30 protein-coding genes are annotated in these 26295 nt (G+C 60.0%); 10 read left to right on the top strand and 20 right to left on the bottom strand.

Going from position 1 to position 26295, the window contains the following annotated elements; genetic code table 11:
• Nucleotides 1-3: 3 nt before the first annotated feature.
• The 5 genes from prmB to C5L12_RS01760 all read right to left on the bottom strand — a co-directional run bounded on the left by prmB (nt 4) and on the right by C5L12_RS01760 (nt 5788).
• Nucleotides 4-942, bottom strand: a complete 939-nt coding sequence (gene prmB, locus C5L12_RS01780) for a 50S ribosomal protein L3 N(5)-glutamine methyltransferase (protein WP_105370280.1) — start codon at nt 940-942, stop codon at nt 4-6.
• A 50-nt stretch (nt 943-992) separates the two neighbouring features.
• Entirely contained in the window at nt 993-1721 is a 729-nt protein-coding gene (pth, locus tag C5L12_RS01775; protein ID WP_105370279.1) for an aminoacyl-tRNA hydrolase, read from the bottom strand.
• A 79-nt stretch (nt 1722-1800) separates the two neighbouring features.
• Complete coding sequence (locus C5L12_RS01770; protein WP_105370278.1) at nt 1801-2526, bottom strand: substrate-binding periplasmic protein; 726 nt, start codon at nt 2524-2526, stop codon at nt 1801-1803.
• A 65-nt stretch (nt 2527-2591) separates the two neighbouring features.
• Nucleotides 2592-4970: an EAL domain-containing protein gene (locus tag C5L12_RS01765; RefSeq protein WP_105370277.1), complete on the bottom strand. Its 2379-nt coding sequence runs from the start codon at nt 4968-4970 to the stop codon at nt 2592-2594.
• Between the two features lie 209 nt (nt 4971-5179).
• Entirely contained in the window at nt 5180-5788 is a 609-nt protein-coding gene (locus C5L12_RS01760; RefSeq protein WP_105370276.1) for a 50S ribosomal protein L25/general stress protein Ctc, read from the bottom strand.
• A gap of 242 nt (nt 5789-6030) precedes the next feature.
• On the opposite strand from C5L12_RS01760, the gene C5L12_RS01755 reads away from it, so the two are divergent.
• Entirely contained in the window at nt 6031-7476 is a 1446-nt protein-coding gene (locus tag C5L12_RS01755) for a hypothetical protein (protein WP_105370275.1), read from the top strand.
• A gap of 37 nt (nt 7477-7513) precedes the next feature.
• Here C5L12_RS01755 and C5L12_RS01750 read toward each other — a convergent pair whose 3' ends face one another.
• The 8 genes from C5L12_RS01750 to lgt form a co-directional block, all read right to left on the bottom strand.
• The gene (locus tag C5L12_RS01750) at nt 7514-7771 is read right to left on the bottom strand and encodes a hypothetical protein (protein ID WP_105370274.1); all 258 of its coding nucleotides are present in this window, start codon (nt 7769-7771) and stop codon (nt 7514-7516) included.
• Between the two features lie 109 nt (nt 7772-7880).
• Nucleotides 7881-8369 carry a Kazal-type serine protease inhibitor family protein gene (locus tag C5L12_RS01745; RefSeq protein WP_105370273.1) on the bottom strand — a complete coding sequence of 163 codons (489 nt, stop codon included), beginning with the start codon at nt 8367-8369 and terminating at the stop codon, nt 7881-7883.
• Between the two features lie 60 nt (nt 8370-8429).
• Nucleotides 8430-9362, bottom strand: a complete 933-nt coding sequence (locus C5L12_RS01740) for a ribose-phosphate pyrophosphokinase (protein WP_105370272.1) — start codon at nt 9360-9362, stop codon at nt 8430-8432.
• Nucleotides 9363-9491: 129 nt separating this feature from the next.
• Complete coding sequence (locus C5L12_RS01735; protein ID WP_105370271.1) at nt 9492-10259, bottom strand: hypothetical protein; 768 nt, start codon at nt 10257-10259, stop codon at nt 9492-9494.
• A gap of 83 nt (nt 10260-10342) precedes the next feature.
• Nucleotides 10343-11494, bottom strand: coding sequence for a M24 family metallopeptidase (locus tag C5L12_RS01730; RefSeq protein ID WP_105370270.1), 1152 nt, complete (start codon nt 11492-11494; stop codon nt 10343-10345).
• Nucleotide 11495: 1 nt separating this feature from the next.
• Nucleotides 11496-12290, bottom strand: coding sequence for a peptidoglycan editing factor PgeF (pgeF, locus tag C5L12_RS01725; RefSeq protein ID WP_105370269.1), 795 nt, complete (start codon nt 12288-12290; stop codon nt 11496-11498).
• A 102-nt stretch (nt 12291-12392) separates the two neighbouring features.
• Nucleotides 12393-13493, bottom strand: coding sequence for a class I SAM-dependent methyltransferase (locus C5L12_RS01720; RefSeq protein ID WP_105370268.1), 1101 nt, complete (start codon nt 13491-13493; stop codon nt 12393-12395).
• Between the two features lie 16 nt (nt 13494-13509).
• A complete protein-coding gene (gene lgt / locus C5L12_RS01715) occupies nt 13510-14340 on the bottom strand; it encodes a prolipoprotein diacylglyceryl transferase (RefSeq protein ID WP_105370368.1) in 831 nt (276 codons plus the stop codon).
• 219 nt (nt 14341-14559) lie between these two features.
• On the opposite strand from lgt, the gene C5L12_RS01710 reads away from it, so the two are divergent.
• The 4 genes from C5L12_RS01710 (at nt 14560) to C5L12_RS01695 (ending at nt 17267) form a co-directional block, all read left to right on the top strand.
• Nucleotides 14560-14814, top strand: coding sequence for an accessory factor UbiK family protein (locus C5L12_RS01710; protein WP_105370367.1), 255 nt, complete (start codon nt 14560-14562; stop codon nt 14812-14814).
• 783 nt (nt 14815-15597) lie between these two features.
• Nucleotides 15598-16098, top strand: coding sequence for a type III secretion system chaperone family protein (locus C5L12_RS01705; RefSeq protein ID WP_105370267.1), 501 nt, complete (start codon nt 15598-15600; stop codon nt 16096-16098).
• Complete coding sequence (gene proC, locus C5L12_RS01700; protein ID WP_105370266.1) at nt 16098-16916, top strand: pyrroline-5-carboxylate reductase; 819 nt, start codon at nt 16098-16100, stop codon at nt 16914-16916. The genes C5L12_RS01705 and proC overlap by 1 nt, the downstream gene beginning before the upstream one ends.
• Before the next feature lie 9 nt (nt 16917-16925).
• Entirely contained in the window at nt 16926-17267 is a 342-nt protein-coding gene (locus tag C5L12_RS01695) for a tRNA-binding protein (protein WP_105370265.1), read from the top strand.
• Nucleotides 17268-17279: 12 nt separating this feature from the next.
• Here the strand turns inward: C5L12_RS01695 and C5L12_RS01690 are convergent, their stop codons facing one another.
• From C5L12_RS01690 to C5L12_RS01670, 5 genes are all read right to left on the bottom strand, one after another.
• On the bottom strand, nt 17280-17861 hold the full coding sequence (locus C5L12_RS01690; protein ID WP_105370264.1) for a DUF1349 domain-containing protein: 582 nt from the start codon (nt 17859-17861) through the stop codon (nt 17280-17282).
• Between the two features lie 11 nt (nt 17862-17872).
• Nucleotides 17873-19252: an ATP-binding protein gene (locus C5L12_RS01685; RefSeq protein WP_105370263.1), complete on the bottom strand. Its 1380-nt coding sequence runs from the start codon at nt 19250-19252 to the stop codon at nt 17873-17875.
• A gap of 29 nt (nt 19253-19281) precedes the next feature.
• The gene (locus tag C5L12_RS01680; RefSeq protein ID WP_105370366.1) at nt 19282-19980 is read right to left on the bottom strand and encodes a response regulator; all 699 of its coding nucleotides are present in this window, start codon (nt 19978-19980) and stop codon (nt 19282-19284) included.
• A gap of 4 nt (nt 19981-19984) precedes the next feature.
• Nucleotides 19985-20506, bottom strand: a complete 522-nt coding sequence (locus tag C5L12_RS01675; protein WP_170109034.1) for a MarR family winged helix-turn-helix transcriptional regulator — start codon at nt 20504-20506, stop codon at nt 19985-19987.
• Between the two features lie 178 nt (nt 20507-20684).
• On the bottom strand, nt 20685-21302 hold the full coding sequence (locus tag C5L12_RS01670) for a DUF1236 domain-containing protein (protein WP_105370262.1): 618 nt from the start codon (nt 21300-21302) through the stop codon (nt 20685-20687).
• A gap of 168 nt (nt 21303-21470) precedes the next feature.
• Here C5L12_RS01670 and C5L12_RS01665 point away from each other — a divergent pair, with 168 nt between their 5' ends.
• Together C5L12_RS01665 and C5L12_RS01660 are read left to right on the top strand one after the other, a co-directional pair.
• The gene (locus C5L12_RS01665) at nt 21471-21665 is read left to right on the top strand and encodes a hypothetical protein (RefSeq protein WP_105370261.1); all 195 of its coding nucleotides are present in this window, start codon (nt 21471-21473) and stop codon (nt 21663-21665) included.
• A gap of 68 nt (nt 21666-21733) precedes the next feature.
• A complete protein-coding gene (locus C5L12_RS01660; protein ID WP_105370260.1) occupies nt 21734-22381 on the top strand; it encodes an MBL fold metallo-hydrolase in 648 nt (215 codons plus the stop codon).
• 79 nt (nt 22382-22460) lie between these two features.
• On the opposite strand, the gene C5L12_RS01655 is transcribed toward C5L12_RS01660, so the two are convergent.
• Together C5L12_RS01655 and C5L12_RS01650 are read right to left on the bottom strand one after the other, a co-directional pair.
• Nucleotides 22461-22676, bottom strand: coding sequence for a cold-shock protein (locus C5L12_RS01655; RefSeq protein ID WP_085424902.1), 216 nt, complete (start codon nt 22674-22676; stop codon nt 22461-22463).
• A gap of 502 nt (nt 22677-23178) precedes the next feature.
• Nucleotides 23179-24117 carry an EAL domain-containing protein gene (locus C5L12_RS01650; RefSeq protein ID WP_105370259.1) on the bottom strand — a complete coding sequence of 313 codons (939 nt, stop codon included), beginning with the start codon at nt 24115-24117 and terminating at the stop codon, nt 23179-23181.
• Nucleotides 24118-24325: 208 nt separating this feature from the next.
• On the opposite strand from C5L12_RS01650, the gene C5L12_RS01645 reads away from it, so the two are divergent.
• The 3 genes from C5L12_RS01645 (at nt 24326) to C5L12_RS01635 (ending at nt 26284) form a co-directional block, all read left to right on the top strand.
• Nucleotides 24326-25528, top strand: coding sequence for a pyridoxal phosphate-dependent aminotransferase (locus C5L12_RS01645; protein WP_105370258.1), 1203 nt, complete (start codon nt 24326-24328; stop codon nt 25526-25528).
• Between the two features lie 106 nt (nt 25529-25634).
• The gene (locus tag C5L12_RS01640; RefSeq protein WP_105370364.1) at nt 25635-25901 is read left to right on the top strand and encodes a type II toxin-antitoxin system Phd/YefM family antitoxin; all 267 of its coding nucleotides are present in this window, start codon (nt 25635-25637) and stop codon (nt 25899-25901) included.
• Nucleotides 25898-26284, top strand: a complete 387-nt coding sequence (locus tag C5L12_RS01635; RefSeq protein WP_105370257.1) for a type II toxin-antitoxin system VapC family toxin — start codon at nt 25898-25900, stop codon at nt 26282-26284. Before C5L12_RS01640 ends, C5L12_RS01635 begins: the two co-directional genes overlap by 4 nt.
• Nucleotides 26285-26295: the final 11 nt, after the last annotated feature.

The raw sequence follows: 26295 nt of genomic DNA, 5'->3' as shown, positions 1-26295 counted from the left end.
GGCTTATTCCCCGGCTTGGACGCCCAGTGCTTCGGCGCTGACCCAGAAGACGGCATCCTGGGATTCCGCCGTTTCCAGCCACAGCAGTTCGAGATCCGGAAATTCCTCTTCAAGGATCTCCCGCCCCGAGCCGATCTCGCAAAGCATGCCACCGCCCGGGTTGAGGTGCTTTGGCGCTTCGGCAAGCAGCTGCCGGACGATATCGAGCCCGTCTTCACCCCCATCGAAAGCCATGGCGGGTTCGGCGCGGAACTCGTCTGGAAAGCCTTCCATTGCCTCATGATCCACATAAGGCGGATTGGTGATGATCAGATCGTATTTCTTCTTGCCCAGTGGCGCGAACAAGTCCCCTTCATAAAGGCTGACCTGGCCCTCGACCCCGTGCTCCGTGACATTGAGTTTCGCGACTTCCAGCGCATCGGGAGAGAGGTCGACAGCGTCGACTTCCGCATTGGGAAAGAACTTGGCCGCCAGAATGGCAAGGCATCCGGAACCGGTGCAGATGTCGACCGCGCTTTCCACGCTGAGGGGATCCGGGAGGAAGGACGAGCCTTCCCCGCTCAGGTATTCGGAGAACAGGATTTCGCCGATATGCGAGCGCGGCACGATGACCCGCTCGTCCACGTGGAAACGCACGCCCTGAATATAAGCATGGCCGGTAATGTACGACGTTGGTTTGCGGGTTGTGACGCGCGCCTCGATCCGCTCGGCGAGGAGACGGCGTTCAGCCGGCAGCAGGCGCGCATCGAGAAACGGATCGAGCGCGTCGATCGGCAGGTCGAGCGAATCGAGGATAAGAAACGCGGCGTCGTCACCCGCCGTCGTCGTGCCGTGCCCGAAGCTCAGGTTGGCCGCGTTGAAGCGGGAGATGGCGTAGCGCCAGTAGTCGCGAAGCGTGAAGAGCTCGCCGGTGACGTCGCTCGGGTTGGTAGCCTTGTTCATTCCAGATTTTCCGATTGTATCTGTTTTCTCGGGAAGCAGCCGGAGCCGTCTCACTTACCCTTGTCGCCGAACATCTTCTTCAGGATCTCGGCCATCGGGCCGCTAGTTGGGATATTCGCCTTGGCGCCGCCGCGGGCCTGATGAATATGCGATTTGCCGGCCAGCTTCGGTTGCGTGGCCTTCTCGGCCTTCGGCTTCTCGTCGTCCGGTTTGCTGCCGATGGCAAGCGCCAGCTTATTCATCAGCTGCGAATCCTCGGCTCTCACCAGCATCTCGGCATTGTCCGCGATCGCGTCGAGGAGAGGCGAAAGCCAGGACTGATCGGCCTTGGCGAAATCGCCCAGCACGTGATTATGCACCAGTTCCTTGACGCCGGGGTGGCCGATGCCGAGGCGCAGGCGCCGATAGTCCTTGCCGCAATGGGCGTCGAGAGACTTGATGCCGTTGTGGCCCCCGTGGCCGCCGCCTGTCTTGATGCGGGCCTTGCCGGCGGGCAGGTCGAGTTCGTCATAGATCGCGACGACGTTTTCCGGGCCGAGCTTATAGAAACGCATCGCTTCGCCGACGGCTTCGCCGGAGAGGTTCATGAAGGTCTGCGGCTTCAGCAGCAGCACCTTTTCGCCGGCGAGTTCGCCTTCGGAGATTTCTGCCTTGAATTTCTTCGACCACGTGGAAAAGCCGGGCCGCCGCTGGATCGCGTCGACCGCCATGAAGCCGATATTGTGCCGGTTGCCCGCATATTTGGAACCGGGATTGCCGAGACCCGCAATGATAAGCATGAAGAAATCCGTCCTTCGCTGATGGTCTTCACCAACGCGAAACGCCGGCAATGTCAACCGGTTTCATTGTCGAGCAGTGCTACTTGGGCTGGTTGATGCCGTAACGGTTGAAGATGGCGGTCTGAACGCCGTCCTTGATGAGCCTGTCGAGATTGGCCTGCATCGTCGTGATCAGCTCATCGGGCGTGGCCCTGTTGCAGGCAATGCCGAGATCCTGCTCTGAAAACACAAACACTTTCTCGACTGCGGTTCCAGCCGCTCTAAGCTTTTCGTAGGCGCCTTCCGACATGGGCATCATCTCGATGCGGTCCTCAAGCAATTTGCGAAGCGTCGTATCGAAGTCGGAACTGAGGTCGATCTTCGGGAAGCCGAAGCTCCTTAGAAGACCTTCGGTATAATCGGCACGATGGGTGCCGACCGTATAGTGCTTGGCTTCGTCCATTGTGGTCGCCGAAACTTTCGAGCTGCCGTGCCGGACCAGAATATTGCGGTCAATGAAAAGCGGAACCACCCACTTAAACCGGGCCTCGCGCTCCGCTGTTCGGGCTGCCGCGAAGATACAGTGGTCGGCTTGCGTTTCCGCCATGGCGATCGCTCGGGCCCAGGGCAGGATTTCCAGTGTGTATGGAACCTGGGTCTCCCGCATGATGATCTCGATCTGGTCGATGCCGGCGCCGCGATATTTGCCCCCCGGTTCCTGATAGCTGAAGGGCGGGTAGGATTCGGTCATGAAGACAACGGGGGTCTGGGCAGCGATACCAGACGCGAAACTGAAACTGGCGAGAAGCAGTAATGCCCTTTTCATCTGTTCCCCTCCAAACGAGCACGTTGTCTTCCTGACTCAGCATGTCGTCCGGCGGAGACGATGCTCTAACTCGCCATGGACCTCACTTCGGCCTGCCGGGCAGATAGGGCCGAGACCAGTTCGGAAATTTCGCGGGGCCTCGAGAAGAGATAGCCCTGAGCGTAGTCGATGCCCATCTGGCGGAGCAGCGCGCGCTGATCTTCCGTTTCAACGCCCTCGGCGACGACCTTGCAATTCATCTTATGGGAAATCGCGCTTATCCCTTCGACCAGCATCCGATTCTTGGTGGAGATATCGCCGGCCTGTTCCGTCAGCGAACGGATGAAGGACTGGTCGATCTTCACGATGTCGACCGGAAAACGGCTCATGTAGCTGAGCGAGGAATAACCCGTTCCGAAGTCGTCAAGCGCAATCCGACATCCGAGATTGTGAAGATCGTTGAGGATGGTGCGGATCTCGGGATTGTCATGCATCAGCACCGCTTCGGTAATCTCGATGACGAGGCGCGATGGGGCGATGCCATGACGGCCGATCAGTCCGGCAAGGCGGGCGAGCAGGCCGGGCTCGAACTGCAGCGGCGAAAAATTGACGGCGACATAGGTTTCTTCCATCCCGGGCAGGTGCGACACCCGGGCAAGGTTGGCCATCGCCTCTTCCAGGATGAGGTTGCCGATCTGGCCGATAGTCCCGGTTTCCTCGGCGACGCTGATAATGCCTGCCGGCGACAGCAAACCTTTGCGCGGATGACGCATGCGCATCAGCGCTTCAAAGCCCGATGGCACGCCGGTGTCGATGTCGACGATCGGCTGGAAATGTGCCTCGAACCAGTTGGCGGCAATGCCGGCTTCGATATCACTTTCGATCTCGGCCCTTTCCCGTGTTTGGTCCAGAATGGCCGGATCATAGACCTGCGACCCATTCTTGCCGTCGCGTTTGCGCGCATACATGGCCATATCGGATTTCTGCAGGAGTTCTGCGGCGCTGGCGGCATGGGTGGGATAAAAGGCGAGACCGATGCTGGCGCTGAGCCGGACGCCGGTGCCGTGCGCGCAGAATGGCACCTCGAACATGCCGACGATCGTCTGGGCCAGGTCGATCGCGCGATGCTGGGCGTCGGCGCCAGCAATCAGGATTGCGAACTCGTCGCCGCCGAGACGCGATGCGCTGTCGTTCTCGTGCAGCATCGGTTTTGTTCGTTCGACAAACTGGCACAGGATAGCATCGCCGGCTGCATGGCCGAGATTGTCGTTGATCGCCTTGAATCGGTCGAGATCAACGAAAAGGCATGCGACTTCGGTTTGTGCCTCATCCGCCTCGGCAATCTTCCGGTCGAGCATCGCCTCGAAGCCCTGGCGGTTCAATAGCCCGGTCAGGTGATCGGATATGGCCTGCTGGTGATTGCGCAGTTCCGATTGCTTCAGTTCGGTGACATCGGTCATGACGCTGAGCGATCCGGGAATGCTGCCGCTTGCGGCACTCAATTCGGTTTCGACGATCAGAACGTCGATCATGCGGCCATCGGCACAAAGGAAGCGGACCGTCACCTCGATCACCGGACCGCTCGATTTTCCCTGTACCTTGCGCTGGTGGTAGATCTCCCTGTCTGCGGGAGCCACGAGATCGGCAAAGGGACGATTGATCACATCGTCGCGGCGATAACCGGTGGCAAGCAGCCAATAGTCACTGACGGCAGCTATCTGATCGTTGCGGTCAAGCGAGAACAACATGGCCGGAGTGAGATTGTAGATCTCCGTCGTCTGCTGATGTGCCCGTTTCAGTTCCCGTTCCTCGCGTTCGAGGAGGCTCTGCATCTCGTTGAAGCTTTTGGCCAGCCGGCCCATCTCGTCATTGGAGCGCCAGTCGACGTGGTGGCGCGAGCCGAGGCGGCGGGTTGCCTCGATAGCGGCCGTCAGCCGCATCAGCGGCTTGATCACCATCACGCGGTTGCCGAGGATGGCGGCTCCGAAAACGGTCAGGATCGCGATGATGAAGATGGAAATGAAGGCCATTTCCATCTCGTGCAGGGCGGAAAACCATCCTAGCTTCGGCACGTAGACGGTGATGCTGCCGACATTGCGCATTCCCTGCTGGGATTTGTAGAAGATCGGCTCGGAGATCGATTGCAGCCCGCGGAAATCAACCGGGTTGACATCCACCTCTGCAATATTGAGCTTGCCGGTGTTGTCGTTGATCTGCACGCCGAAAATGGCGGAGTCTGCGATGAGTACGGAGGCGATTTGGCGGATGCTGTCGGTGTCCAGGTCCCAAAGCGGCTTCCCAAGCGCCTGGGAGTTGGTGATCAGCATGACATTGACATGCTCACCCTGGTTCTTGGCTGCCTGTTGCGAAGAGAGCGCCAGAAACAGCGTGAAAAGCGGAGCGACGACGACCAGCAGGGCGCTAGAAATGATCGCGATGAAACGACTCTCCACAGAACGAGTCATTCGTCTTTCCCGCACTTATCCTCCGGCGATGCCGGATTGTTCCCTTATCCTAAAATTCAGGTCATGCTTTCATGCATTGATTAAACTTCACTGAACCGGGCCGGCGAGATTTGTCCGGTTGTAGAACCGTAGTAAAGAAGTTGTATATTCTGCAATAAAAAACCCGCCTTCCGACGAAGGCGGGTTCTTTTGTTGGATTGTCTGCTTCGTTATTCGGAAGCAGGCGCTTCTTCTGCAGCTTCTTCGACGCCGCCAGCCGGGGCAACGATCGTGGCGATGGTGAAGTCGCGGTCAGCGATGACCGGACGAACGCCCTTCGGCAGCTTTACCGCGGAGATGTGGAGGCTGTCGCCGATCTTGGCGCCAGCCAGATCGACCGTGATGAATTCCGGAATGTCGTTGGCCGGGCAGTAAAGCTCGACTTCGTGACGAACGACGTTCAGGACGCCGCCGATCTTGACTGCCGACTTCTCTTCGTTGACGAAGTGAACCGGAACTTCGACCGAAACCTCGGTGTCGCCGGAAACGCGCAGGAAATCGACATGCATGGTGAAGTCACGGACCGGATCCAGCTGGTAATCCTTCGGGAGAACCTGGATCTTCTGGCCTTCGACTTCAATGGTTGCGACGGTGGTCATGAAACCGCCGGCGTGGATGCGCTTCGTCACTTCGTTGGTCGAGAGTGCGATCGCGAGGGGGGCCTGCTTGTCACCATAGATGACAGCGGGAATCAAACCGTTGCGGCGAAGTTCACGGGAGGACCCCTTACCTACCCGTTCGCGCGCCTCGGCCTTGAGCTCGTATGATGCGTGGCTCATGGCATATCCTTTCGAGGTTGTCTGGAGAGTTTTTCCCGGCGAGGTCGCCGCGTCAAACCGAAGGGCATCGTCCGATGCGCTTCATCCGCGTTGCCTCCAAGGGTGTCTGCGCGGACGGGCGGGCTATAATACAAAGGCGCCGGAAGCGCAAGTATTGCGACAGCTCCAACAACGCGAGCTTGACTTCTCTTCTGCCATATCCAAATTCACGTCTCGGTCAGCGAGGGAAGGGGCCTCAGGAAATGCGACGGATATGGATTGCAGCGGGCGTAGCGGCAGTGTCTTTTGTGCAGCCGCTTGCAGCAGCAGAAATCAACGATCAGGGTGCTCGCAAACTTCGCGACGACCTCAGCCATTATTTGCCCGAGGAGGTGCGGAACGGCGGGTTTCTGACAGTTATCCCTTCCGGAGAGCGCTACGAAATCAAATACGATTTCGCCAAGCTTCTCGGCGATATCGGGAGTGGAGACTTTTCCATATCCGGCCTGACGCCTTTCTCCGTTTTTGCGGCGCCGGTGAACGGCGGGCTGTGGAAGCTCAACAGCGACAGCGACCTGAACGTCTCCATTCAGGGCAAGATGCCGGACGGCAAGTCCACCGATCTCACCTATTCGGTGACCGATGCGGTCTTTTCGGGAATTTTCGATCCGACAATCAGCTATCTCCGTTCGGGAGAGATGACGTCCGGGCCGATCCGTATCGTATCCAAGACCGGAGCCGAAGAGCTTGAGGCGAGCTTCGCCGCCATGAATTATTCCCTCACCTCGACTGGGGCTGCGATAGCTGGCGCCACTGATTTCCGGGGCAGGGGGGCATTTTCGAGATTCTACGAGCGGGTTACCACCGCCGAGAACGCGCCAATACAGATCCGTGCCGAGAGCCTCGACTTCGACGTTGGTGTCGAGGGCGTCGTGCCGGAAAAGATCCGAAATCTCGTTTCGTTCGGGCTTGAACTCGTCAAGAATGAAAAACCCTCGCCGGCCGAGCTCGCTGAGCTGAAGAAACTGATCCGTGGCGCGATGCCCTTCTTCAGTTCGCTGTCGGAAAAAATCACCTTCAACCGTTTCGTGGTGGCCAGCCAGATCGGCGATTTCGAACTGGGCAAACTGGATTATACGCTTGCCATGACGGAACCTTCCGAGGCGACGCGAATCGGCTTCGGCATCGGGGTGGAGAACATTTCCGCTCCGCCCGGCCTCATCCCAGAGCTTTACGCGCAGTTGGTGCCTGAAATCGCCGAGATACAGATGGGGATCACCGATCTCAACTTCACCCGCTTTGTCGACACCCTTATGGAAATCGACCTCTCGACCTCCGGCCCCTTGCCCGAGGCGCAAAGCGCGCGTCTTGGCGAAGCCTTCCTTCCGGACGGCCAGATCAAGATCGACTTTCCGAAGGTCGTTGCGAAATCCCCACTCTATGACGTCGAGGCTTCCGGAGCGATGAGCGGTTACCCGGACCAGAAGGATCGCTACACGCTCGAGACTTCGATTTTTGCCCGGGACGTGGATAAGCTCATCCAGTACTTCCAACAGGCCGCCAAGGCTGACCCGCAGTTCAACCAGGTCTCTTTCGCGGTGATGATGGCAAAGGGAATGGCAAAGACCGAGGCCGATGGCCGCCTGCGCTGGGACATCAAATTCGAAGATGGCAAAAGCCTGACCGTCAACGGGCAGGTACTCCAGTAGGCGGGCTTGGTAGCGCTTGCTGACCCGAGGCTGCGGGTCAGCGGCGAGGCTCGCCGCCTGGTGCATAGATCGTTTTCTGCTCGAAGCGGAACTTGTGTCCGCACTGGCCGCAACGCAGCATGTATTTGCGAGGGTCGGTCGACGGGAATTCGGTGAAGAAGCCGCGCGGTAGTTCGTCGATCCGGAAGTCGCGATTGTTCTGCCGCTTGTCGTCGGTCTCGGATACCTCGGCAAAGCCGGTATTCCCACACTGGGAGCATTCGAGTTTTCGGGAATAGCGGTCGCGTGCAGCCATGCGGAATCTCCTGCGTCTGGTCCTTACCTAGTCAAAGCAGCCCGGCAAAGCAAAACACCAGGACGGTTGCCCTGGTGTTTTGCAAGGAAACCTCGCCGTGCCCGCCGGTTCAGCGACGGCATTCTCCCGGCGTGACCGATCGGAAGCCGGCATTCGAGGCCTCGCAGGCATTCGGGAAGGTTCGCCGGGTTGGGCCAAGCTGCCCGCAGACGGGCCGGTATTCCCGGGTGCAGGCGCCGCCTTCATCGGGGCGCTCGGGCCTATCCCAATCCGGACGAGGCGGCCTGTCCCAATCGGGCCGGCCGGGACGATCGTCCCAGTCGGGCCGGTCCGGGCGACGCGAGCACTCGCCGGTGCCGACGATCCGAAAGCCGCGCTCGCGCGCCTGGCACGCATTGCCGAAGGTTTCCAGGCGCCCGCCGCGCTCGCCGCAGACCGGCCGATATTCCATCGTGCACATCTGCGGCCGCGGTTCGGGCCAGGGGCGTGGAGGCGGATTGTAACCGCCCGGACCGGGCCCGTCTTCGACACAGCTCGAAAGCACGGGAAGAAGAAGGGCAAGAGCCCATGTCTTCGATCGTCCGGAAAAGCCGTTCATCGCGAATCTCTCCTCGTTGTTGGTACGAGGACCTTATCGAAATACCTGCAGTTGAAAAGCTCAGTCGAACAGGCTGGAGACCGATGATTCCATCGCCGTGCGGTTGATGGCCTCGCCAAGCAGATTGGCGGTGGTGATCACCCGGATGTTGGGGGCCGACTGCACGGCCGTGGTCGGCTGGATGGAATCGGTGATCACCAGTTCGCGCAGCTTGGATGTCGCGATGCGCGTGACGGCGCCGCCGGAGAGGACGCCGTGGGTGATGTAGGCGGTGACGCTTGTCGCCCCGTTCTTCAGCAGCGCTTCCGCCGCGTTGCAGAGCGTTCCGCCGGAATCGACGATGTCGTCGATCAGAAGGCAATCCTTGCCGTGGACATCGCCGATGACGTTCATGACTTCGGACTCGCCGGCTCGTTCGCGGCGCTTGTCGACAATGGCGAGCTGACAGTCGATACGTTTGGCAAGCGACCTGGCGCGGACGACGCCGCCCACATCAGGCGAAACGACCATCACATTGTTGAGGTCGTAATGCTCCTTGACGTCGCGGGCGAGGATCGGCACCGCATAAAGATTGTCGGTCGGAATATCGAAAAAGCCCTGGATCTGGCCAGCATGCAGATCAAGCGTCAATACGCGGTCTGCCCCGGCTTCGGTGATCAGGTTGGCGACGAGCTTTGCCGAAATGGGAGTTCGAGGACCCGCCTTGCGATCCTGGCGCGCATAGCCGAAATAGGGAAGCACTGCGGTGATGCGCCGGGCGGAGGAGCGCCGGAACGCATCGATCATGATCAGCAGTTCCATCAGGTTGTCGTTGGTCGGAAAGGACGTCGACTGGATGACGAACACGTCTTCCCCGCGCACATTTTCCTGAATTTCAACGAAGATTTCCTGGTCTGCAAATCGCCTTACGCTGGCTTTTCCGACTGGTACATTAAGATAGCTGCAGATCGCGTCGGCGAGATGCCGGTTCGAATTGCCTGCGAAAACCTTCATTGCGGTCCGCCTGTTTTGAAGCTGGATGCGGGCCTTTTACCGCCGCCGCCTTCGAATGCAATAGCGTTTTGCGCCTCACCATGGATTTTTGTGAAGAAACCATGACCAGTGTCTTTTTGGGCGCTGCCGTTATCCGCTTCGCGACCGGCGCCAGCTCAGATAGTCCTGAATGGTTTTTGCGGCGATCGCCTCCATCGTGGAGGCGGGGACTGCGGCCCACGGGTCCGAACCTTTGGCCGGAATATTCTCCTGTCCCTGCATGCGGTGCAGGCGCGCACCGGAACCATCGAGAATGTCCCACACATAGATGATCGTCACCTTGCCGCTGTCGGCGAAAGCGGAGAAATAGCCTTTCAGGATGTGTTCCGTGCTCGTATCGCCGGACGGCCGTATCGTCAGCCCGCCGGCGCGCGCCTGCGCACCCAGCTGACGCGACAGCGGCGTGACCGCTTGCACCGGTGCGCCGATGATCGGCAGGAAGCGGATCGTCCCGGTTGAGGGACCGGATGACGGCAGCGATGCGCCCTGTTGAGGAGAAGGTTGTCCGGTCGCAGGGGATTGCTGGGTCTGCGGCGGTTGCGCTCCCTGGTCCTGCCATTGCGGAGGAGCGCCTGAGGACGCTGGTGACACGGCGTTTCCAGATTCCAATGCGCGCGCCTGCGCCTCCAGCGTGTTCTGAGGCCCGGATTGATAGACACCCCGCCCGCCGTCGCCGCTGAACGTCTCCGGCTGCGAAGATCGGGCCATGCGGTCGGTGTCGCCTTGCGTCACCGGCGTTGATGTCCGCGCATTTGCGCCCGCGACCTCCGCCTGCGGCGTCAACGCTTCCGTCGTGTTGCAGGATGAGAGGGCGAGCGCGACAAGCAAGGCGGAAAACAGTCCTCCGTAAAGCCGCATGCCCGCCCTCCTGCCAAAGATTCCCTAGGCCCGAAGCTTATGGTTCCTTCGGGAACTGTCAATCGGCAGATGAGAGACTGGAATCAGCGCAAAATAAGGTCGAGATCGTGGCGCGAAAGCGGCTGCGGATCTGATTCCGTCGTCAGATAGGTATGACCGAGCGTCATTGCTGCGCCGCCGTCGGAATCCATGATGATCATATGAATGAAAAGCGTCATGCCGGGCAGGATTTCCTGCGGGTTGCCGACGTGGAACATCTGGTGCTCCATCCAGGACGGGGAGAAGCGGGCGCCGAGCGAATAACCGCAGGCGTTCAGACGATGACGCGACAGACCGCGTTCGTCCAGGATACGCGCGTGGGTATCGAAGACGTCGCCAAAAACGTGACCGGGCCGCAGCACACCTTCGATCGCCTGGATGGTCTCGTAACAAGCCTTGAAAAGTTCCTGGTGGCGCATGGAAGGTTCGCCGATCAGGACCGTACGCATCATTGCCGCATGGTAATGGGCTGCAGCGCCGGCCCATTCGAGCGTCAATTGGTCGGTGGCATCCAGACGGCGGCGTCCGGCCTTGTAGCGGCAGAGCAGGGCATCAGCGCCGGAGCCGATGATGAATTCGTTGGCCGGATAGTCCCCGCCGCCCAGGAAGACCGCGCCCTGCATGGCCGCCAGGATTTCCGCCTCGTCGCCGCCGGCCTTGATCAAGGGCAGCGCTGCATCGAGCGCATCATCGGCCAGTTCGGCTGCGCGCTTCGCATAGGCTATTTCCGCCGTGCTCTTCACCAGACGCAAGCCGCTCACGAGATAGGACGCGTCACTGATCTGGCCGAAAGTGGAGAGCTGATTGTCGAGCAGGCGCGCGACCCGCCCGGTCATGCCATGCGTGTCATATTCGACGCCGATCCGTGCGCCGAGGAGATCCATGTCGCTCAACAGGTTCTTGAGGTCGAGCGTGGGATCGGCATTGGCACGATCCACCCAGACGACGATGTTGTCGATCGTCGAGGTGTGACGCGCCTGGCGCAGGTCCGCCGAGCGCGTGAGCAGCGTCATGGTTCCGTCCGCCTTGACGATCAGCGTCTGAAAAAAGCAGTAGCCGAATGTGTCGTAGCCGGTCAGCCAGTACATGCTCTCCTGTGCGAAGAGCAGGAGAGCATCGAGCTTCTCGGTTTTCATCCTCTCCGTGAGCCGCGCGAGGCGATCGGCATATTCGCTCCTCTCGAAATGCAGGGCCATGTCAATTCTCCCGAATAGCAATTGCTGAAATCTGGCGGCCGTAATCCGGCTCCTGGGCGTGCGTGGTGCGGCGATAGGAGAAGAATCTCCCGGCATCCGGATAGGTATCCAGTCCGAGATTTTCGGCCTGGATGCCGGCCGCGGCCAGCCGCCTCATCGTCAGCGCCGGCAGGTCGAACATAAAATGTTCCGGTTTTGCCGACGGGGTGAAAAAGATCTCATAGGAAGGGTCGACGGCCAAAAACCGGTCGATGAATTCCGGACCGACCTCATAACTTTGCGGGCCGATCGACGGTCCTAATACGGCGGCAATCTTTTCGCGGGCTGCACCGAGCGAAACCATGGCTTCGACCGTGTTTTCGAGAACGCCTCCGAGTGCCCCTTTCCAGCCGGCATGTGCCGCCCCGACCACGCCGTTTTCGGCATCTGCAAAGAGTATCGGGCCGCAGTCGGCGGAAAGGACACCCAGCACTACGCCGGAAACGCTGGTCACCATGGCGTCGGCTTGGGGGCGCTCGCCCGAATAGGTTGCGTCGACGACAAACACGTCCGGAGAATGCACTTGGTGAACGGTCGCGAGCTTTTCGACCGGGAGGCCGAACCAGGAAGCCACGCGGGCCCGGTTCTCCATGACCTTCTGGCGATCGTCGCCAGACCCGATGCCGACGTTGAGACCGGCATACAATCCTTCCGAAACGCCGCCCTGGCGGGTGAAAAAACCATGTTGGATGGCGGCGCCGCCTCTTTCGTTCAGTGAAGGGCTTTCAATCGGCGTCGGCAAGGGTCTGTCCTGCATCGGCGTTGTTTATCCCATTGATTTCAAGGAGTTTTACGCAAGCGTTTAAGATTGATCGCCGCTTCGATTTAGGGCGAGAGTGGCGTAAGGGAAGGGCGGATGTCAATCCACCGGACGGAAGGGCATCAAATTGAGAGCAGGGCTGGACACGGCAATCACCTTGAAGAGTTCGCCCATCTTGCCGGCACCTTCGCCGGCCAGCCGGTCGACGGCAGCGGCGATCAGACGCTGCTCGGGGGGCTCCTTGTCTTTGGCGAGCGCGGTTGCGCGTTCTGCCAGGCCAAGGCCGAACAGAAAGTCGCCCTGGCGGAGGCCGCCGTTGAGATGCACGCCCATCGAAACCGCGACCTTGGCGAGGTCCTCGAAATCCACATGGCTCGTCAGGTCGGCCTCGCCGGGATGAGCCAGCGGCGGGTCGAAGTCGTGGTTGCGGACCGCCTGAAGCGTATCGCCGAAGCCAGTGACCGTGTGGCCGTAGTCGATAACCAGCGCTGTTCCGCCGAAGGTTTTGAGCCGGTCGCACAGCGTCTGCATCACAGCCTGCCTGGCGGGCGCCACTTCGAAGACGGTGCCGTCCGGAATGGAGCCTGGTGGCGAGGGCAGCAGGCTCGGATCAAGCGTCGCCACGCCTGCAGCAAAGGTCAGTTCGTCATTCGCCCCGAGCCCCACGAGGCGCTCCCGGAAGCCCGTGGGCGTCTTCACGAACTGGCGGATCGGAATTGCGTCGAAGAGCTCGTTCGCCGCAATCAGGGTAAAACCTTCCGGCACTTCCTCGAAGGCATCATGCCAGGAGATCTTGGTGGAATAGGCCTCCAGCGTTACCCGCTGAACACCGCGCAGCCTTTCGCTGGTCTCGACCAGATGGACATGCAGCCCCTCGAAGAGCGGCGGCGCAATGCGCTTTATGACCCGCAACATGTCGGTCATCATCGTGCCTCGGCCGGGCCCGATCTCCACCAGCTGAACCGCACCGGGCGTGCCGTGACGTTGCCAGGCATGCACCATGAAGATGCCGATCATCTCGCCGAAGAGCTGGCTGATCTCGGGCGCTGTGATGAAATCGCCATGGCGGCCGAACGGTTCGCGCGTCCGGTAATAGCCGTAGTCGGGATCGGCAAGGCAAAGCGCGAAATAATCCGTCACGCTGATCGGGCCGTTGGTCCGGATCAGGTTCTTGATCTTGTCGGCGAGAGGGGTGCTCACGTGGCCGTGCCTCCGCTCAGGGCTGCGCCGATGCCGAAGCCGACGCCGCGGCACGGGCCCGAAGGATGGCCCAGAGACCCACGGCGATCATCGGCAGGGAAAGAACCATACCCATGGTAAGCCAATCGGTGTCAAGCAGGTAGCCGAGCTGCGCGTCCGGTTCGCGGAAGAACTCCACGAAAATGCGGCATAGCGCGTAACCGACGACGAAGGTTCCGGCGATCACCCCCGGCGCTTTCAGCGCCTTGAACCGGAAGATCATCAGGACGAGGACGAGCAGCAGGACTACGCCCTCGAGGCCGGCCTCGTAAAGCTGGCTCGGATGCCGCGCGAAGGGTCCGCCGGTCGGGAAAACCACCGCCCAAGGCGCATTGCTCAGGCGGCCCCAAAGCTCACCGTTGATGAAGTTCGCGATACGGCCGAAGAACAGGCCGAACGGAACGACGGCGGCGACCGTATCGAACATGCTCCAGACCGGGATGTCGTTCCTGCGCGCGAAAAGGATCATCGCCAGTGTGGCTCCCAGGAAGCCCCCGTGGAACGACATTCCGCCGTTCCAGATCTCGACGGCCCGAAGCGGATTGGCCGCAACCATCGGGAAGTCGTAAAACAGAATATAGCCGATCCGCCCGCCAAGCACGATGCCGGCGGCGACCCAGACCAGAAAATCGTCGAGATGGGCGGCAGTGATCGGCGGCCGGTCGTTTTTCCAGAGGGAAGCGTTTGCGGCAAGCCGGCGGGCATAGAGCCAGCCGAGCAGGATGCCGGCAACATAGGCAAGCCCATACCAGTGAACGGCCAAAGGGCCGACGGAGAACGCCACCGGATCGATGTTCGGGAACGGCATAAGGGCGAAAAGATGAAGGCCGTCGTGCAATCTACAGGGTTCCCTACTAACCGTATCGCCGCGGAACATGGCGTTGCGGCCATCGGCGGTCAAGGCGAATCTCAGCTGGCGCCCATGCTAACAGTGGATGATGCTTGCAAGCCGGCCGTTCAGGCCCTACTTCAGATCAAGGACATTGCCGAGCGATCAGCCGGCCAGACGATATGGGAGTTCAGAACCATGGCAACCGGAACGAACCGCATTCTCGACGATTTTGCCCGGCTGATGACGGATGCCGCCGGCGCCGCGCAAGGCGTGCGCAAGGAGGTTGAAACTGCGTTTCACGCTCAGGCCGAGCGGTTTCTCAACAATATGGACGTGGTCAAGCGCGAGGAATTTGAAGCCGTCCGCGAGATGGCCGCGAGAGCCCGCGACGAGAACGAAGCGCTGAGGGCCCGCATCGAAGCGTTGGAAGCGAAGCTTTCAGGGCAGTAAGGAAATTGCTCCCGGCCTGTCGGCCGGGGATAATTCAACTACGGTCAAAACGATTCCTCCAGCTTCATCAACGCCGCTCCGACATTTTTTCCTCCTCGGATCCTCGTCCTCCGGAACCTGGGCCATAATCCCCGGGTCATCGGATGGGAACCGGGTTCGCGAGCCGGCTGCCTCTTCGGGTTCGCAAGAGCTTGGTTTCCGGTGACGGCCGCTGCCGGACGATCGAAAGGGGCTGGGAAATCCCCTTGAGATCCAGGGCATGGTCGGGGCGGGCGGAAAGCCTGATGCCTAAAACCTGCTGATACCCTCCGTCTGCCCCATTCCTTTCCAACCGTGCCCGATGAACCGTCGGCGCGGCTGTGGGTGTTCCTCTTCAAATGCGGCCTGTTTCCCGGATCAGTTCGGGACGGCGTCGCGATTGCCGCGCGGGGCCGATTGACGACACAGGCGGCAGAGCTGCTTCGCTCCAAAAAAATGGCGCCCTGTGGACACTGCCAAAAAAGCCAGCGTCCAGAGTCAGTTATGAGTCCCTTCTGATCTCCGACACGAAGATGTTTCCACGGTTGATTGATCAAAATGGAGGGAAAGGGGCTGGCAGCCGGACTCCGTGTAGGTACACTGATTTTAAAGGATGATTCGAAACGGCTTGGTAAGCTCCAGACAGGGTGACTGCGTTATTCTGGTAGCATCGGGCGATCATCCAAAGTGTTGTTCCCGGTCATTGTTCGCGTGTTTGGCGTATCTCGCACCAATTCGCATTCATTCCGGTCAAGAAGGTGCCGCATGAGCCTTATGGAAATGGAAATCGAACGCCAGTCGAACCCGGTCGACATGATCGAGTTCGTTGCAGCTTCGAACGATTGGACGTTCGAACGGTCCGGCGAGGACGAAATCGCCATGACCGTGGAAGGCCGCTGGACTGACTACCATGTTTCCTTCTCCTGGATGGAGGAGTTCGAGGCGCTGCATCTGGCCTGCGCCTTCGACATCAAGATCCCCGACATGCGGGTCAACGAGGTGATCCGCCTGCTGTCCCATATCAACGGGCAGGTGTTGATGGGGCATTTCGATCTGTGGCGCCAGGAAGATGTCATCATTTTCCGACAGTCCCTGCTGCTCGCCGGCGGCGCGGAGCCCAACAACCAGCAGGTCGAAGTGCTGCTTTCCAGCGCTCTCGAAGCCTGCGAGGCCTATTACCAGGCATTCCAGTTCGTCGTCTGGTCGGGCATGGAAGCGAAGGCGGCCATGGATGCGGTTCTGTTCGAAACGGTGGGCGAAGCCTGATGGCCTTGGCGCAGTTGGGTTCGATCGTCCTCATCGGCGCCGGCAATATGGGCGGTGCCATGCTTTCCGGCTGGCTGAAGAACGGCGTGCCAGGATCGTCCGTGACTGTCATCGACCCGTCGCCCTCGGAAGCGATGAAGCTTACGATTGCCGAGGCCGGCGCCCGTCATTTTGCGGCGCCTACAAATGAGCTTGCAGCCGATATCCTGTTTCTCGCGGTCAAGCCGCAGTTGATGGATGCGGTGCTGCCGCCGCTGAAGCCGATGGTCGGCGCAGGCACCGTCGTCGTCTCAGTCGCAGCCGGCAAGACGCTCTCCTATCTGCAAGGTTATCTCGGCGACGCCGCCATGGTGCGGGCGATGCCGAATACGCCCGCCATGATCGGCAGGGGCGTGACAGGCGCCTATGCCAATCCCAAGGTCACCGAGGCGCAACGGGAAGCGGTTCAGGCTCTGCTCAAGGTCAGCGGTCCGGTGGAGTGGGTGGCGAGTGAGGCAGACATCGATGCGGTCACCGCCGTTTCCGGCAGCGGTCCGGCCTATGTTTTCTATCTCGTCGAGTGCATGGCGGAAGCGGGCCGGAAAGCAGGCCTGCCGGCGGACCTCGCCATGCGGCTTGCGCGGGAAACTGTCTCGGGGGCTGGTGAGCTCCTTCATCAGTCCCCCGATGACGCCTCGAAGCTTCGTCAGAACGTCACCTCTCCAGGTGGAACGACCGCGGCTGCGCTCTCCGTGCTGATGGCTGAGGACGGCATGCAGCCGCTGTTCGACAAGGCGATCGCCGCCGCTCGCAAGCGGGCCGAAGAGCTCGGAAGCTGAGCGACGCCGATGGCCGAAGAGATCACCTATGGCGATTTCGAGAGAGTCGATATCCGCGTCGGCACGATTGTCGAGGTTGAGCCGTTCCCGGAAGCGCGCAAACCGGCATTCAAGCTGAAGATCGACTTTGGCCCCGAAATCGGCATCAAGAAATCCTCGGCGCAGATCACGGTGCATTATACGCCGGAGACGCTTGTCGGCCGGCAGGTGCTGGGGGTCGTCAATTTCCCGCCGAGGCAGATCGGTCCTTTCCGCTCGGAGGTGCTCACCCTCGGCTTTGAGGACGAAAACGGCGCGATCGTGCTCGCCGCCGTGGAGCAGCCGGTGCCGAACGGCAGGAAGCTCATCTAGGCTTTCTCGGTATCAGTGGATATCGCGGCTCTTGACTTCGGTCAGGCTGAAGGAGCGAAATTCCACCTCGAATCCTTCCCGCTGCGGTGAACAGAACATCATGCCGACGGAAAGCTCGCTGAACTCCGGCGGGAAATAGGCGAGCCGCGCCATGCGCCAGTCCGGCCGGGTATCGGGGCGATACTGGATGAAGAGGGCGTCGCCCATGCGGGTGACCCTCACGAACATCTCGCTGAAATCCTCTGTCAGGCGGAACGCCGACCAATCCGAGTGACCATTGGTGACAACGACGCTGAAATGGCGGGCTCCGTCGGTGAATTCGATGCCGCATTTCATCCAGTGCGTTTCGTCGTGGCGGATCATCAGCCCGGCCTGATCGTAAAGCGTTTCGTAATGGCCAACGAAGGACGTTTCGGCCGTGAAGTCGCCGGACCGGCGCTGGAAGAGAAAATGGCCATTGTCGCGATGAAAACCGTAATAGGTGCCCTGCCAGAAATCGGTATCCTTGCCGGAGCGGACGACCAGCCGATCACGGTCGAGACGGCTTTCGATCGGTGGGTTCAACCATTGCATTTCGGAAAGGTCGAAGGACATTTTTTCTCGCTTTAGGCCGGTATTCGGACGACGGCCCGCAGGCCGCCTCTGGGACTGTCGGCGAGCGTTACATTGCCGCCGTGGGCACGGGCGACGTCGCGGGCGATGGCGAGCCCGAGACCTGTCCCGGACGCGTTCAGATTGCGAGCCTCGTCAAGCCGGTAGAACGGCTTGAACACATCCTCTCGCGCTTCGACGGGGATGCCGGGGCCGTCGTCGTCAAGCGTCAGCGTCAGCCATTTAGCGCTGTGCCGGGCATCGATATGCAGAGTGCTGGCATACCGCTCCGCGTTTGAAACCAGATTGCTGAGAAGCCGGGTAAAGGCGTTCGGACGGACGGCGATTTCGTCTTCACCGTCGATCTCGTAGGTCATCGTCTTGCCGCGGATGGAAAAGTCGTAGCGCAGCTTTTCAAGCAACTCGCTCAAACGCAGTTCGCCGAAATCCTCCTCCGCCTCGCCCTTGGCAAAGGCGAGATAACCTTCCAGCATCGACTGCATGTCATCGACGTCCTGGCCCATGCCGGCAAGCTCCGGCTTGTCGCCGGCCAGCGCGAGTTGCAGCTTGAAGCGCGTCAATATGGTCCTGAGGTCGTGGCTGATGCCGGCGAGCATCGCAGTGCGCTGCTCCATCTGGCGCTCGATGCGTTCGCGCATCTGGATGAAGGCGAGGCCGGCGCGGCGAATTTCATCGGCGCCGCGCGGCGAAAATCCCTCGGTCTTCTGTCCCTTGCCGAAGCTTTCGGCTGCCTGTGCGAGCGCCAGGATCGGCCGGATCTGGCCGCGCAGGAAGAGAATGGAAATGACCGCCAGCACAAAGGCCGTGCCGACCATCCAGACAAGAAAGATATGGGTGTTCGACGCATAGGTCGAGCCGCGGCGGGTGAATACTCTCAACACTCGGTCGTCGAACTTGATGCGGATCTCGACGAGCCGGCTGTCTCCCACCGTGTCGATCCAGAAGGGCATCTGGATCTGGCGGGTGATCTGTTCCGCCAGAATATCATCGAGGATCGAGAAGAAGGGGCGCGGGCGCGGCGGCGGCAGCTGGCCGTTTTCCTCGACGGCGACGGTGAGGTTCAATGCGTCGTCGGCGATGCGGGTGATCGCATCGTAATTTCCATCCTGCGGATAGCTCTTGATGACCTCGATGATGCCGGCGATGTCGCGGACCGTGCCCTCGGAAAGGCGCTCGGTAACCATGCGCCAGTGCCTCTCCATGAAGACGGCGGCAACGACCGTCTGCAAAAGCAGCATGGGCAGGATGACGATCAGCAGCGAACGGGTATAGAGGCCGGTCGGCAGGCGGCGGCGCAGCCATCGCGCGAACGGTCGCCAGCCGGGGATGACGAACCGGTCCATGTCGCGTTTGAGGGTGTCAAAAAAAGCCATCCGCCTTCCGCTGTGTCCGCTTTGTCGGACTAATCGATACTCAGTCGGTATCCGATGCCGCGCACCGTCTGAAGATAAACGGGATTGGCCGGATCTTCCTCGATCTTACGCCGCAAACGGTTGATCTGCACGTCAATCGTGCGTTCGCCGACCTCTGCATCGTCGCCGATCAGCTCGTGGCGGGGAATGGTGTCGCCCGCCCGCAGCGCGAAAAGCAGCATGATTTCCTGTTCCCGGTCGGTCAGCCTGATGGTTTCCGCCGCCCTGCGCAACTCCTTGCGCGGGATCGAGAATGTGAACGGCCCGAACATGATCTGCTCGATCTTCGGCGTATCGGGCGAGGAACTGCGGCGCAGGATGTTGTTGATGCGCAGCACCAGTTCGCGCGGGTCGAAGGGCTTGGCCAGATAATCGTCGGCGCCCGCCTCCAGACCCTCGATGCGCGACTGGGCCTCGGCGCGCGCCGTCAGGAGGATTACCGGAATGGTCTTCTTCTGATAAAGCGACTGCGTGAGCGAAAGGCCGGATTCGCCGGGCATCATCACATCGAGGATGATCAGGTCGAAATGCAGGCCTTCCAGCTTGCGGCGTGCTTCTGCAGCATCGCCTGCGACAGTAACCCGAAAGCCCTGTTCCATGAGGTAGCGATTCAGCAGATCGCGGATACGGGTATCGTCATCGACCACGAGGAGATGGGGGGCGTCGTCAGAAAGGGGCGTTTTCGTCATTTGCTCAATCCAGGTCACTGTCGATCGGCTCGAGATTTTCATCGCGTCCGCGCATTTTACGCAGGAACTGCTTTACCGCAGCCCGCATTTCAGGCGTCAAATCCTCCATGGCGAGAGCGATACGGCGCGATTGCGGCTCCGAAAGGGCGAGCGCGAGCTCCCGGCCAGCCAATGTCGGGTAAAGCCTGCGCTGGCGACGATCCTTGGCGCCTGCCATCTGACGGATATAGCCCAGCTCGATAAGCTGCTTCAGCACGCGCGCAAGGCTCTGTTTGGTGATTTGCAGGGTATCCAGAAGATCTGCCACCATCATGCCCGGCTGACGGCTTACGAAATAGACCACCCGGTGATGGGCCCGGCCCATGCCGATCTTGGCGAGGATTGCGTCGGGGTCGGACACGAAGTCGCGGTAGGCGAAAAAAAGCAACTCAATCGTCTCAAAGTCGATCTGTGCTTCATCCACCGCCGGCATCGGCGGCATGGCCTTCTGGACGGCTCTTCCCGTCGATGTGCGCGCCACTCGCATTCCCTTTCCTGACGGCTCCTTGCCAAAGGCTGAAGCTCTTTTTGCCGATTATCGATTGTAGCCTTACGTCCGTCATAAAGCGCGAACGGTTTGAACAATCAACAGCATTTGTTGGAAGAGGCGGTCACGCTGTCGGGGACAGGCGAAAGGGCGCCGGGGAGGCGCCCTTTGAGGAATGTCATTCGTAGATGTGAACGATGCGCCGGGTGCCGGGATCGACGAGGACGCGCCGATCGTTGACCACGACATAGTCGTAATCATAGTCAGGCACTTCGCTGACCACGACGTCCGGAGGAAGCGTGGCGCCAACCACCACTTCGTTTCGGACCTGGATCGATTGCGCCGGATGCTCCTCGATATAGCTGATGACCGTTTCCGGCGGCTCAACCACTTCCACCGCACCGACCGGACCAAGCAGGACATCGCCGGGGGCAGGGGATGGAGCGGCAGGGACGACGCTGGCCGTGGTCTCATAGGTCACCGTCGGAACGTCGTACTGGGTGCGGTATTCCTGAACTACCACCGGCGATCCTTTATGCCGTATCGTCAGGTATTCAGCGAACACCCAGCCCCGCATGCCGTTGACTTCGATGCGGCACCAGTTGCTGCCTTCGACACAGCCGTCCATCATGGCGGGGCTGCCTCGGGTGGCAAGGCCGATCTCGGGATATTCCTGACCGGGGCCGGAACGGACGACGATATCTGACGCGGTCGTGGTGGCCATCTGGGCCGCAGCAGGCAGAGCCAGCGCCGAAAAAACGGAGCCCAGGGCCAGGCATTTCAACCAAGTCGTCATGGACTTTCTCCTCATGTTGACTGGCGGGGAAACCCTTTCGCTCCTCGGTGGTTCCGTTCTGTCAGGGCAGATTCTTCAAGCTGTGTCGTGTCCGCAACAGCGTAAACGACGTGCGGAACTTTTGCGAGCGCCGGCCATTGATGTGGCCAAACAGGCTGGAGAAACGCCATGATCGCCCAGACATTTTCTGCCCTTCCTCCTATGAAGACGGACGCTGTTGCAGCGGGAAATCCGCTGAAGGGGGTTCTCGTCACCGTATTCACGCTAAAGATCATCGTGTCGGCATTCCTGCTCGCGACCGTATCGCTCGCTCCTCCCGTCGCGGCCAACGAGAACTATAAGACGCTCGCGCTCGTCGATTGATTTTTCCGCTGTCATGCCTCCCGTTTCTCGCTATACCCCGGCTGATCTATCAATTGAGCCGAGGCATCATGGGCAAGTTACAGGCGGGCATCATCCCGGTTACGCCATTTCAGCAGAACTGCACGATCCTCTTCGACGACGAGACCAAGGAAGGTGTCGTCATCGATCCGGGCGGCGATGTGCCTGAGATCCTCGAGGTGATCAAGGAGAACGGTATTACGCTCAAGGAGATATGGCTGACGCACGGGCATATCGACCATGCCGGGGGCGCGGATGAGTTGCGCGAGGCGCTGGGCATTGAGGTGATCGGGCCGCACAAGGCAGATCTTCCGTTGCTGCAGAACCTGGAGACCCAGGCGGAAAAGTTCGGAGTGAAGATGACGGTACGGAATCTCACGCCGGATCGCTGGCTCAACGAGGGAGACAGGGTTTCATTCGGCGATCACGTTTTCGAAGTCTTTCATTGCCCCGGTCACGCACCGGGCCACGTGATCTACTACAATCGCGATCAGGGTTTCGCCCATCTCGGCGATGTGCTGTTCAACGGCTCGATCGGCCGGACCGACTTGCCTGGTGGCGATCACGAGACGCTTCTGGCATCGATCCGCGACAAGGTCCTGCCTCTTGGAGATGAAGTCGGCTTTATCTGCGGCCACGGGCCGGGAAGCCGGATCGGCGACGAACGGAGAGGCAATCCCTTCCTTCGCGGGCTCTGACAGAGGCCATGGGATGCATAGACAAAAAGAAAACCCGGCATATCTGCCGGGCCTCAACTCGAATAGAAGCCTTTAAGGCTTAACCAGCGATCTGCAGGTTGACGGCCTTGGGGCCCTTGCCGCGACGATCCGGTTCCGTGTCGAAGCTTACCTTCTGATTTTCTGAGAGACCGGACAGGCCGGAAGCCTGTACGGCAGAGATATGGACAAAGATGTCGGCGCCACCACTATCAGGCTTGATAAAGCCGAAGCCTTTGTCGGTATTGAAGAATTTTACAGTGCCAGTCTCGGCCATGCAGCAGGTCCTTTTCTTTCTGTCCGTGTTCAGCGGCGGACAGCATCGTGGTATTGCCCCGAAGGGCGGCGGCAGGCAGCTTTAAGAAAGGGTCCCTGTGTTTACCGCGGCGACCGGCAGGAATAGCTTTGAAAATCTCTGCCCCCAGCCCCCGCCCGAAGTCTTGGCGCCTTCGGAGCGCGTCATTATAGGTCTTCCCATGCTCGTAAATTGCCCGAACTTGGACAGAGTGCTGTGTTTATGGAAAATTGGCAAGAAAAAGTTTTTCGAAACCTGACGCCGAGCTAAAATTTGAAATCGCTGAAACCCCTGGGAATGAGGGGGTTGCGCCCTTTCGGCAGCAGCAGGATGGGCGAATCATCGCCGGCAATGTTTCCTTAACCCTCTTCCGTTCCATTTCGAGACAGACGGCGGTAAGGGAAAAGCTTCTGTCGTTGGCGGGCCAGTCTTGGAAAGAGCAGGAACAGCCCCGAGGCAGCGGGCCGCCGTCCGCCAGGGGGTATCAATCATTGGCCGATTGCCGCCGCCCGAAGGCGCGTGCAGGTCTTGCCGACGAATGCCTGACATTGTGGGGGTGCGAAGGGGCCGCATATGGGGTGGAGGTCAATGGTTCAAACCGGGCTTCTCCCACGGTGTCCGGGAGGCTTTCGGGAAAGCTCTCATTGAAGGTGGTCGGCGCCAGTTCCGGTCGTGCGAGCGCGTAGCCTTGCACCAGAGGAACGCCGAGTTCCTTGCACAGATCAACCTGCCAAACTTCCTCAAGCCCTTCGAAAATGGGCTCGATGGCATCATCCAGCATCTGCCGGACGATGACGCGCAGAAGCGCAAAGCCGGCGGAATTGTCGAGAAAGTCGCGCACCCAGGAGGCGTCGAACTTGGCATAATGCGGCCGGATGCGCTTTAGGCGGGCAAGGTCGGAATCCCCCGCACCATAGTCGTCGATTGCCACCTGGAAGCCGATTGCCCGCATCTGCTCGGTAAAGGCCACGACGATATCGTCCGAGGCACCGGATTTTTCCGAAATCTCGCAGACGATGCGCTCCGTTCCAAAGCCCGCCTCGTGTGCCGCGAGCTTGATGCGTTCGACTTCCTGGCGCATCTCGGAAGAGGTGCGAAAGAGACCTGGATGGAATTTTACGAAGATCCTGGCGCGGGCACGATTGAGCCGTCCGGTGTTGAGGATGTGGATCGTTCGCGAGATGCTGTCGACGTCGGCGATGTCGGCTGGCGAGACCAGCCGGAAAAATTCGGCCGGGGATACAGGCTCGTTGTCGCGGGAGACGCGCACAAGCCCTTCCAGCGCATCGATCTCCAGCTTGTTCTCGGATGTCAGGCGGAAGATCGGCTGCAGCGCCGACTGCAGCACAAAGGGACCATAGGCGGTGGAGAAGGCGCCGTCTTCGCTACGCACCAGATTGGCAAAGATGCTTCTCTGCGTCATGCCATCGGACTTTCCTTGCTTGTCCTTCTGGTTGTAGCAGGCAAGGGTTACGCGGTTGTAAAGAAGGTTTCGAAGGTTTTAATCAGCTTCTTTGATCGGTCGCATTCAAGCTTTCCGCTTGAAACCCCGTCATAGTTTAGACATAGAGCGTGGGGCGGTTTCGGCGCGCGATGCCGCCCTTGTTCAACAGCTCTTCAGGACGAAGATTATGGCCTTTCTTGCCGACGCTCTTTCCCGCGTAAAGCCCTCCGCCACCATCGCCGTTTCCCAGAAAGCCCGCGACCTCAAAGCGAAAGGCCGCGACGTGATCGGGCTCGGTGCGGGCGAGCCGGACTTCGATACGCCGGACAACATCAAGAAAGCTGCCATCGACGCGATCAATCGCGGCGAAACAAAATATCCGCCCGTCTCCGGCATTCCCCAGCTTCGCGAAGCGATCGCAAGGAAGTTCAAGCGCGAGAACAATCTCGACTACACGCCCGCCCAGACGATCGTCGGCACGGGTGGAAAGCAGATTCTTTTCAATGCTTTCATGGCAACCTTGAATCCGGGTGACGAGGTCGTCATCCCCGCGCCATACTGGGTGTCGTATCCTGAGATGGTGGCGATCTGCAACGGCACGTCGGTCTTCATCGAAACCAAACAGGCAAACAATTTCAAGGTAACCGCCGAAGATCTCGAAAAGGCGATCACTCCCAAGACCAAGTGGTTTCTGTTCAATTCGCCGTCCAACCCTTCCGGCGCGGCCTACAGTTATGACGAGCTCAAGGCGCTGACGGACGTTCTTTTGAAGCATGAGCATGTCTGGGTGCTGACCGACGACATGTACGAGCACCTGACCTATGGCGATTTCCAGTTCGTGACTCCGGTGGAAGTGGAGCCGAAGCTCTATCACCGCACGCTGACGATGAACGGCGTCTCCAAGGCCTATGCGATGACCGGCTGGCGTATCGGTTATGCGGCCGGTCCCGTTGAACTCATCAAGGCGATGGACATGATCCAGGGCCAGCAGACGTCGGGTGCCTGCACGATCGCCCAATGGGCGGCCGTCGAGGCACTCAACGGCCCGCAGGACTTCATCCCGGCGAACAAGAAAATCTTCGAAGGCCGTCGCGACCTCGTCGTGTCGATGCTGAATCAGGCTAAGGGCATCGTTTGCCCGTCGCCCGAAGGCGCCTTCTATGTCTATCCGTCCTGTGCCGGCCTGATCGGCAAGACCGCGCCGTCCGGCAAGGTCATCGAAACCGACGAGGATTTCGTGACGGAACTGCTCGAGACCGAAGGCGTTGCCGTCGTTCACGGATCGGCCTTCGGCCTCGGCCCGAATTTCCGCATCTCTTATGCGACCTCGGAAGAGCTGCTGGAAGAGGCCTGCAAGCGCATCCAGCGCTTCTGCGCCAACTGCAAGTAAGCGTTTTCAACGTGATTTGACGAAAGGCCTGCCGGCAACGGCGGGCTTTTTGCTTTTCAATGAGCGCGCGTTGACGGTTAGACGGCGCGTGGCTACATTTCCCTTCATGAGAACCGTCTCCATCCGTGAAGCTCAGAACCGTCTTGACGAACTTGCCCATGATGTGGAGCAGGGCGAGACCGTGATTGTGACCCGAGATGGAAAACCGGTCTTCGATCTCGTGCCGCATAAAAAGCGCGGCGGCATCAATTGGGAGGCGGGTCAGGCTTCACTGCGGGCGCGGGGGATAACGAATCCGGTGCCTTATATCGCCGATGATTTTGACGAGCCATTGCCGGAAGATTTTCTGATCAGGCCGCTGCCGGAAAAATGAGGCTGCTCCTGGACACGCATGTCGTCTTGGCGTTCCTCCGGCGGGAGTTTGCCGGCAAATTCCCGCAATTCCACCGTTTGTCTACCGAGGGGATGCATGACGGTTTCGTCAGTGTCGCGAGCCTTTGGGAGATCGCGATTAAGTCTAGGCTCGGTAAACTCGATCCTGGTATGCCGCTGGAGGATATGCCGGGAGTATTGGAAGACGCCGAGCTGATTATCCTTCCGATCTCTACCCCTCACGTCATAACCGCGGCCGAACCGGAGCCGGAGACGCGCGATCCCTTCGACCGCCTGCTTTTGGCTCAATGCCAGATCGAAGGGCTATTGCTGGTTACCGTAGACCGGGCGCTGGCGGACCATCGGCTGGCTTTCAAGCTCTAGCCACGGCGCCA

The organism is Neorhizobium huautlense, from assembly GCF_002968575.1.
GTDB lineage: Bacteria > Pseudomonadota > Alphaproteobacteria > Rhizobiales > Rhizobiaceae > Neorhizobium > Neorhizobium huautlense.
Note: the sequence above shows the minus strand (reverse complement) of the source record. Positions and strands in the feature narration are given on the sequence as shown.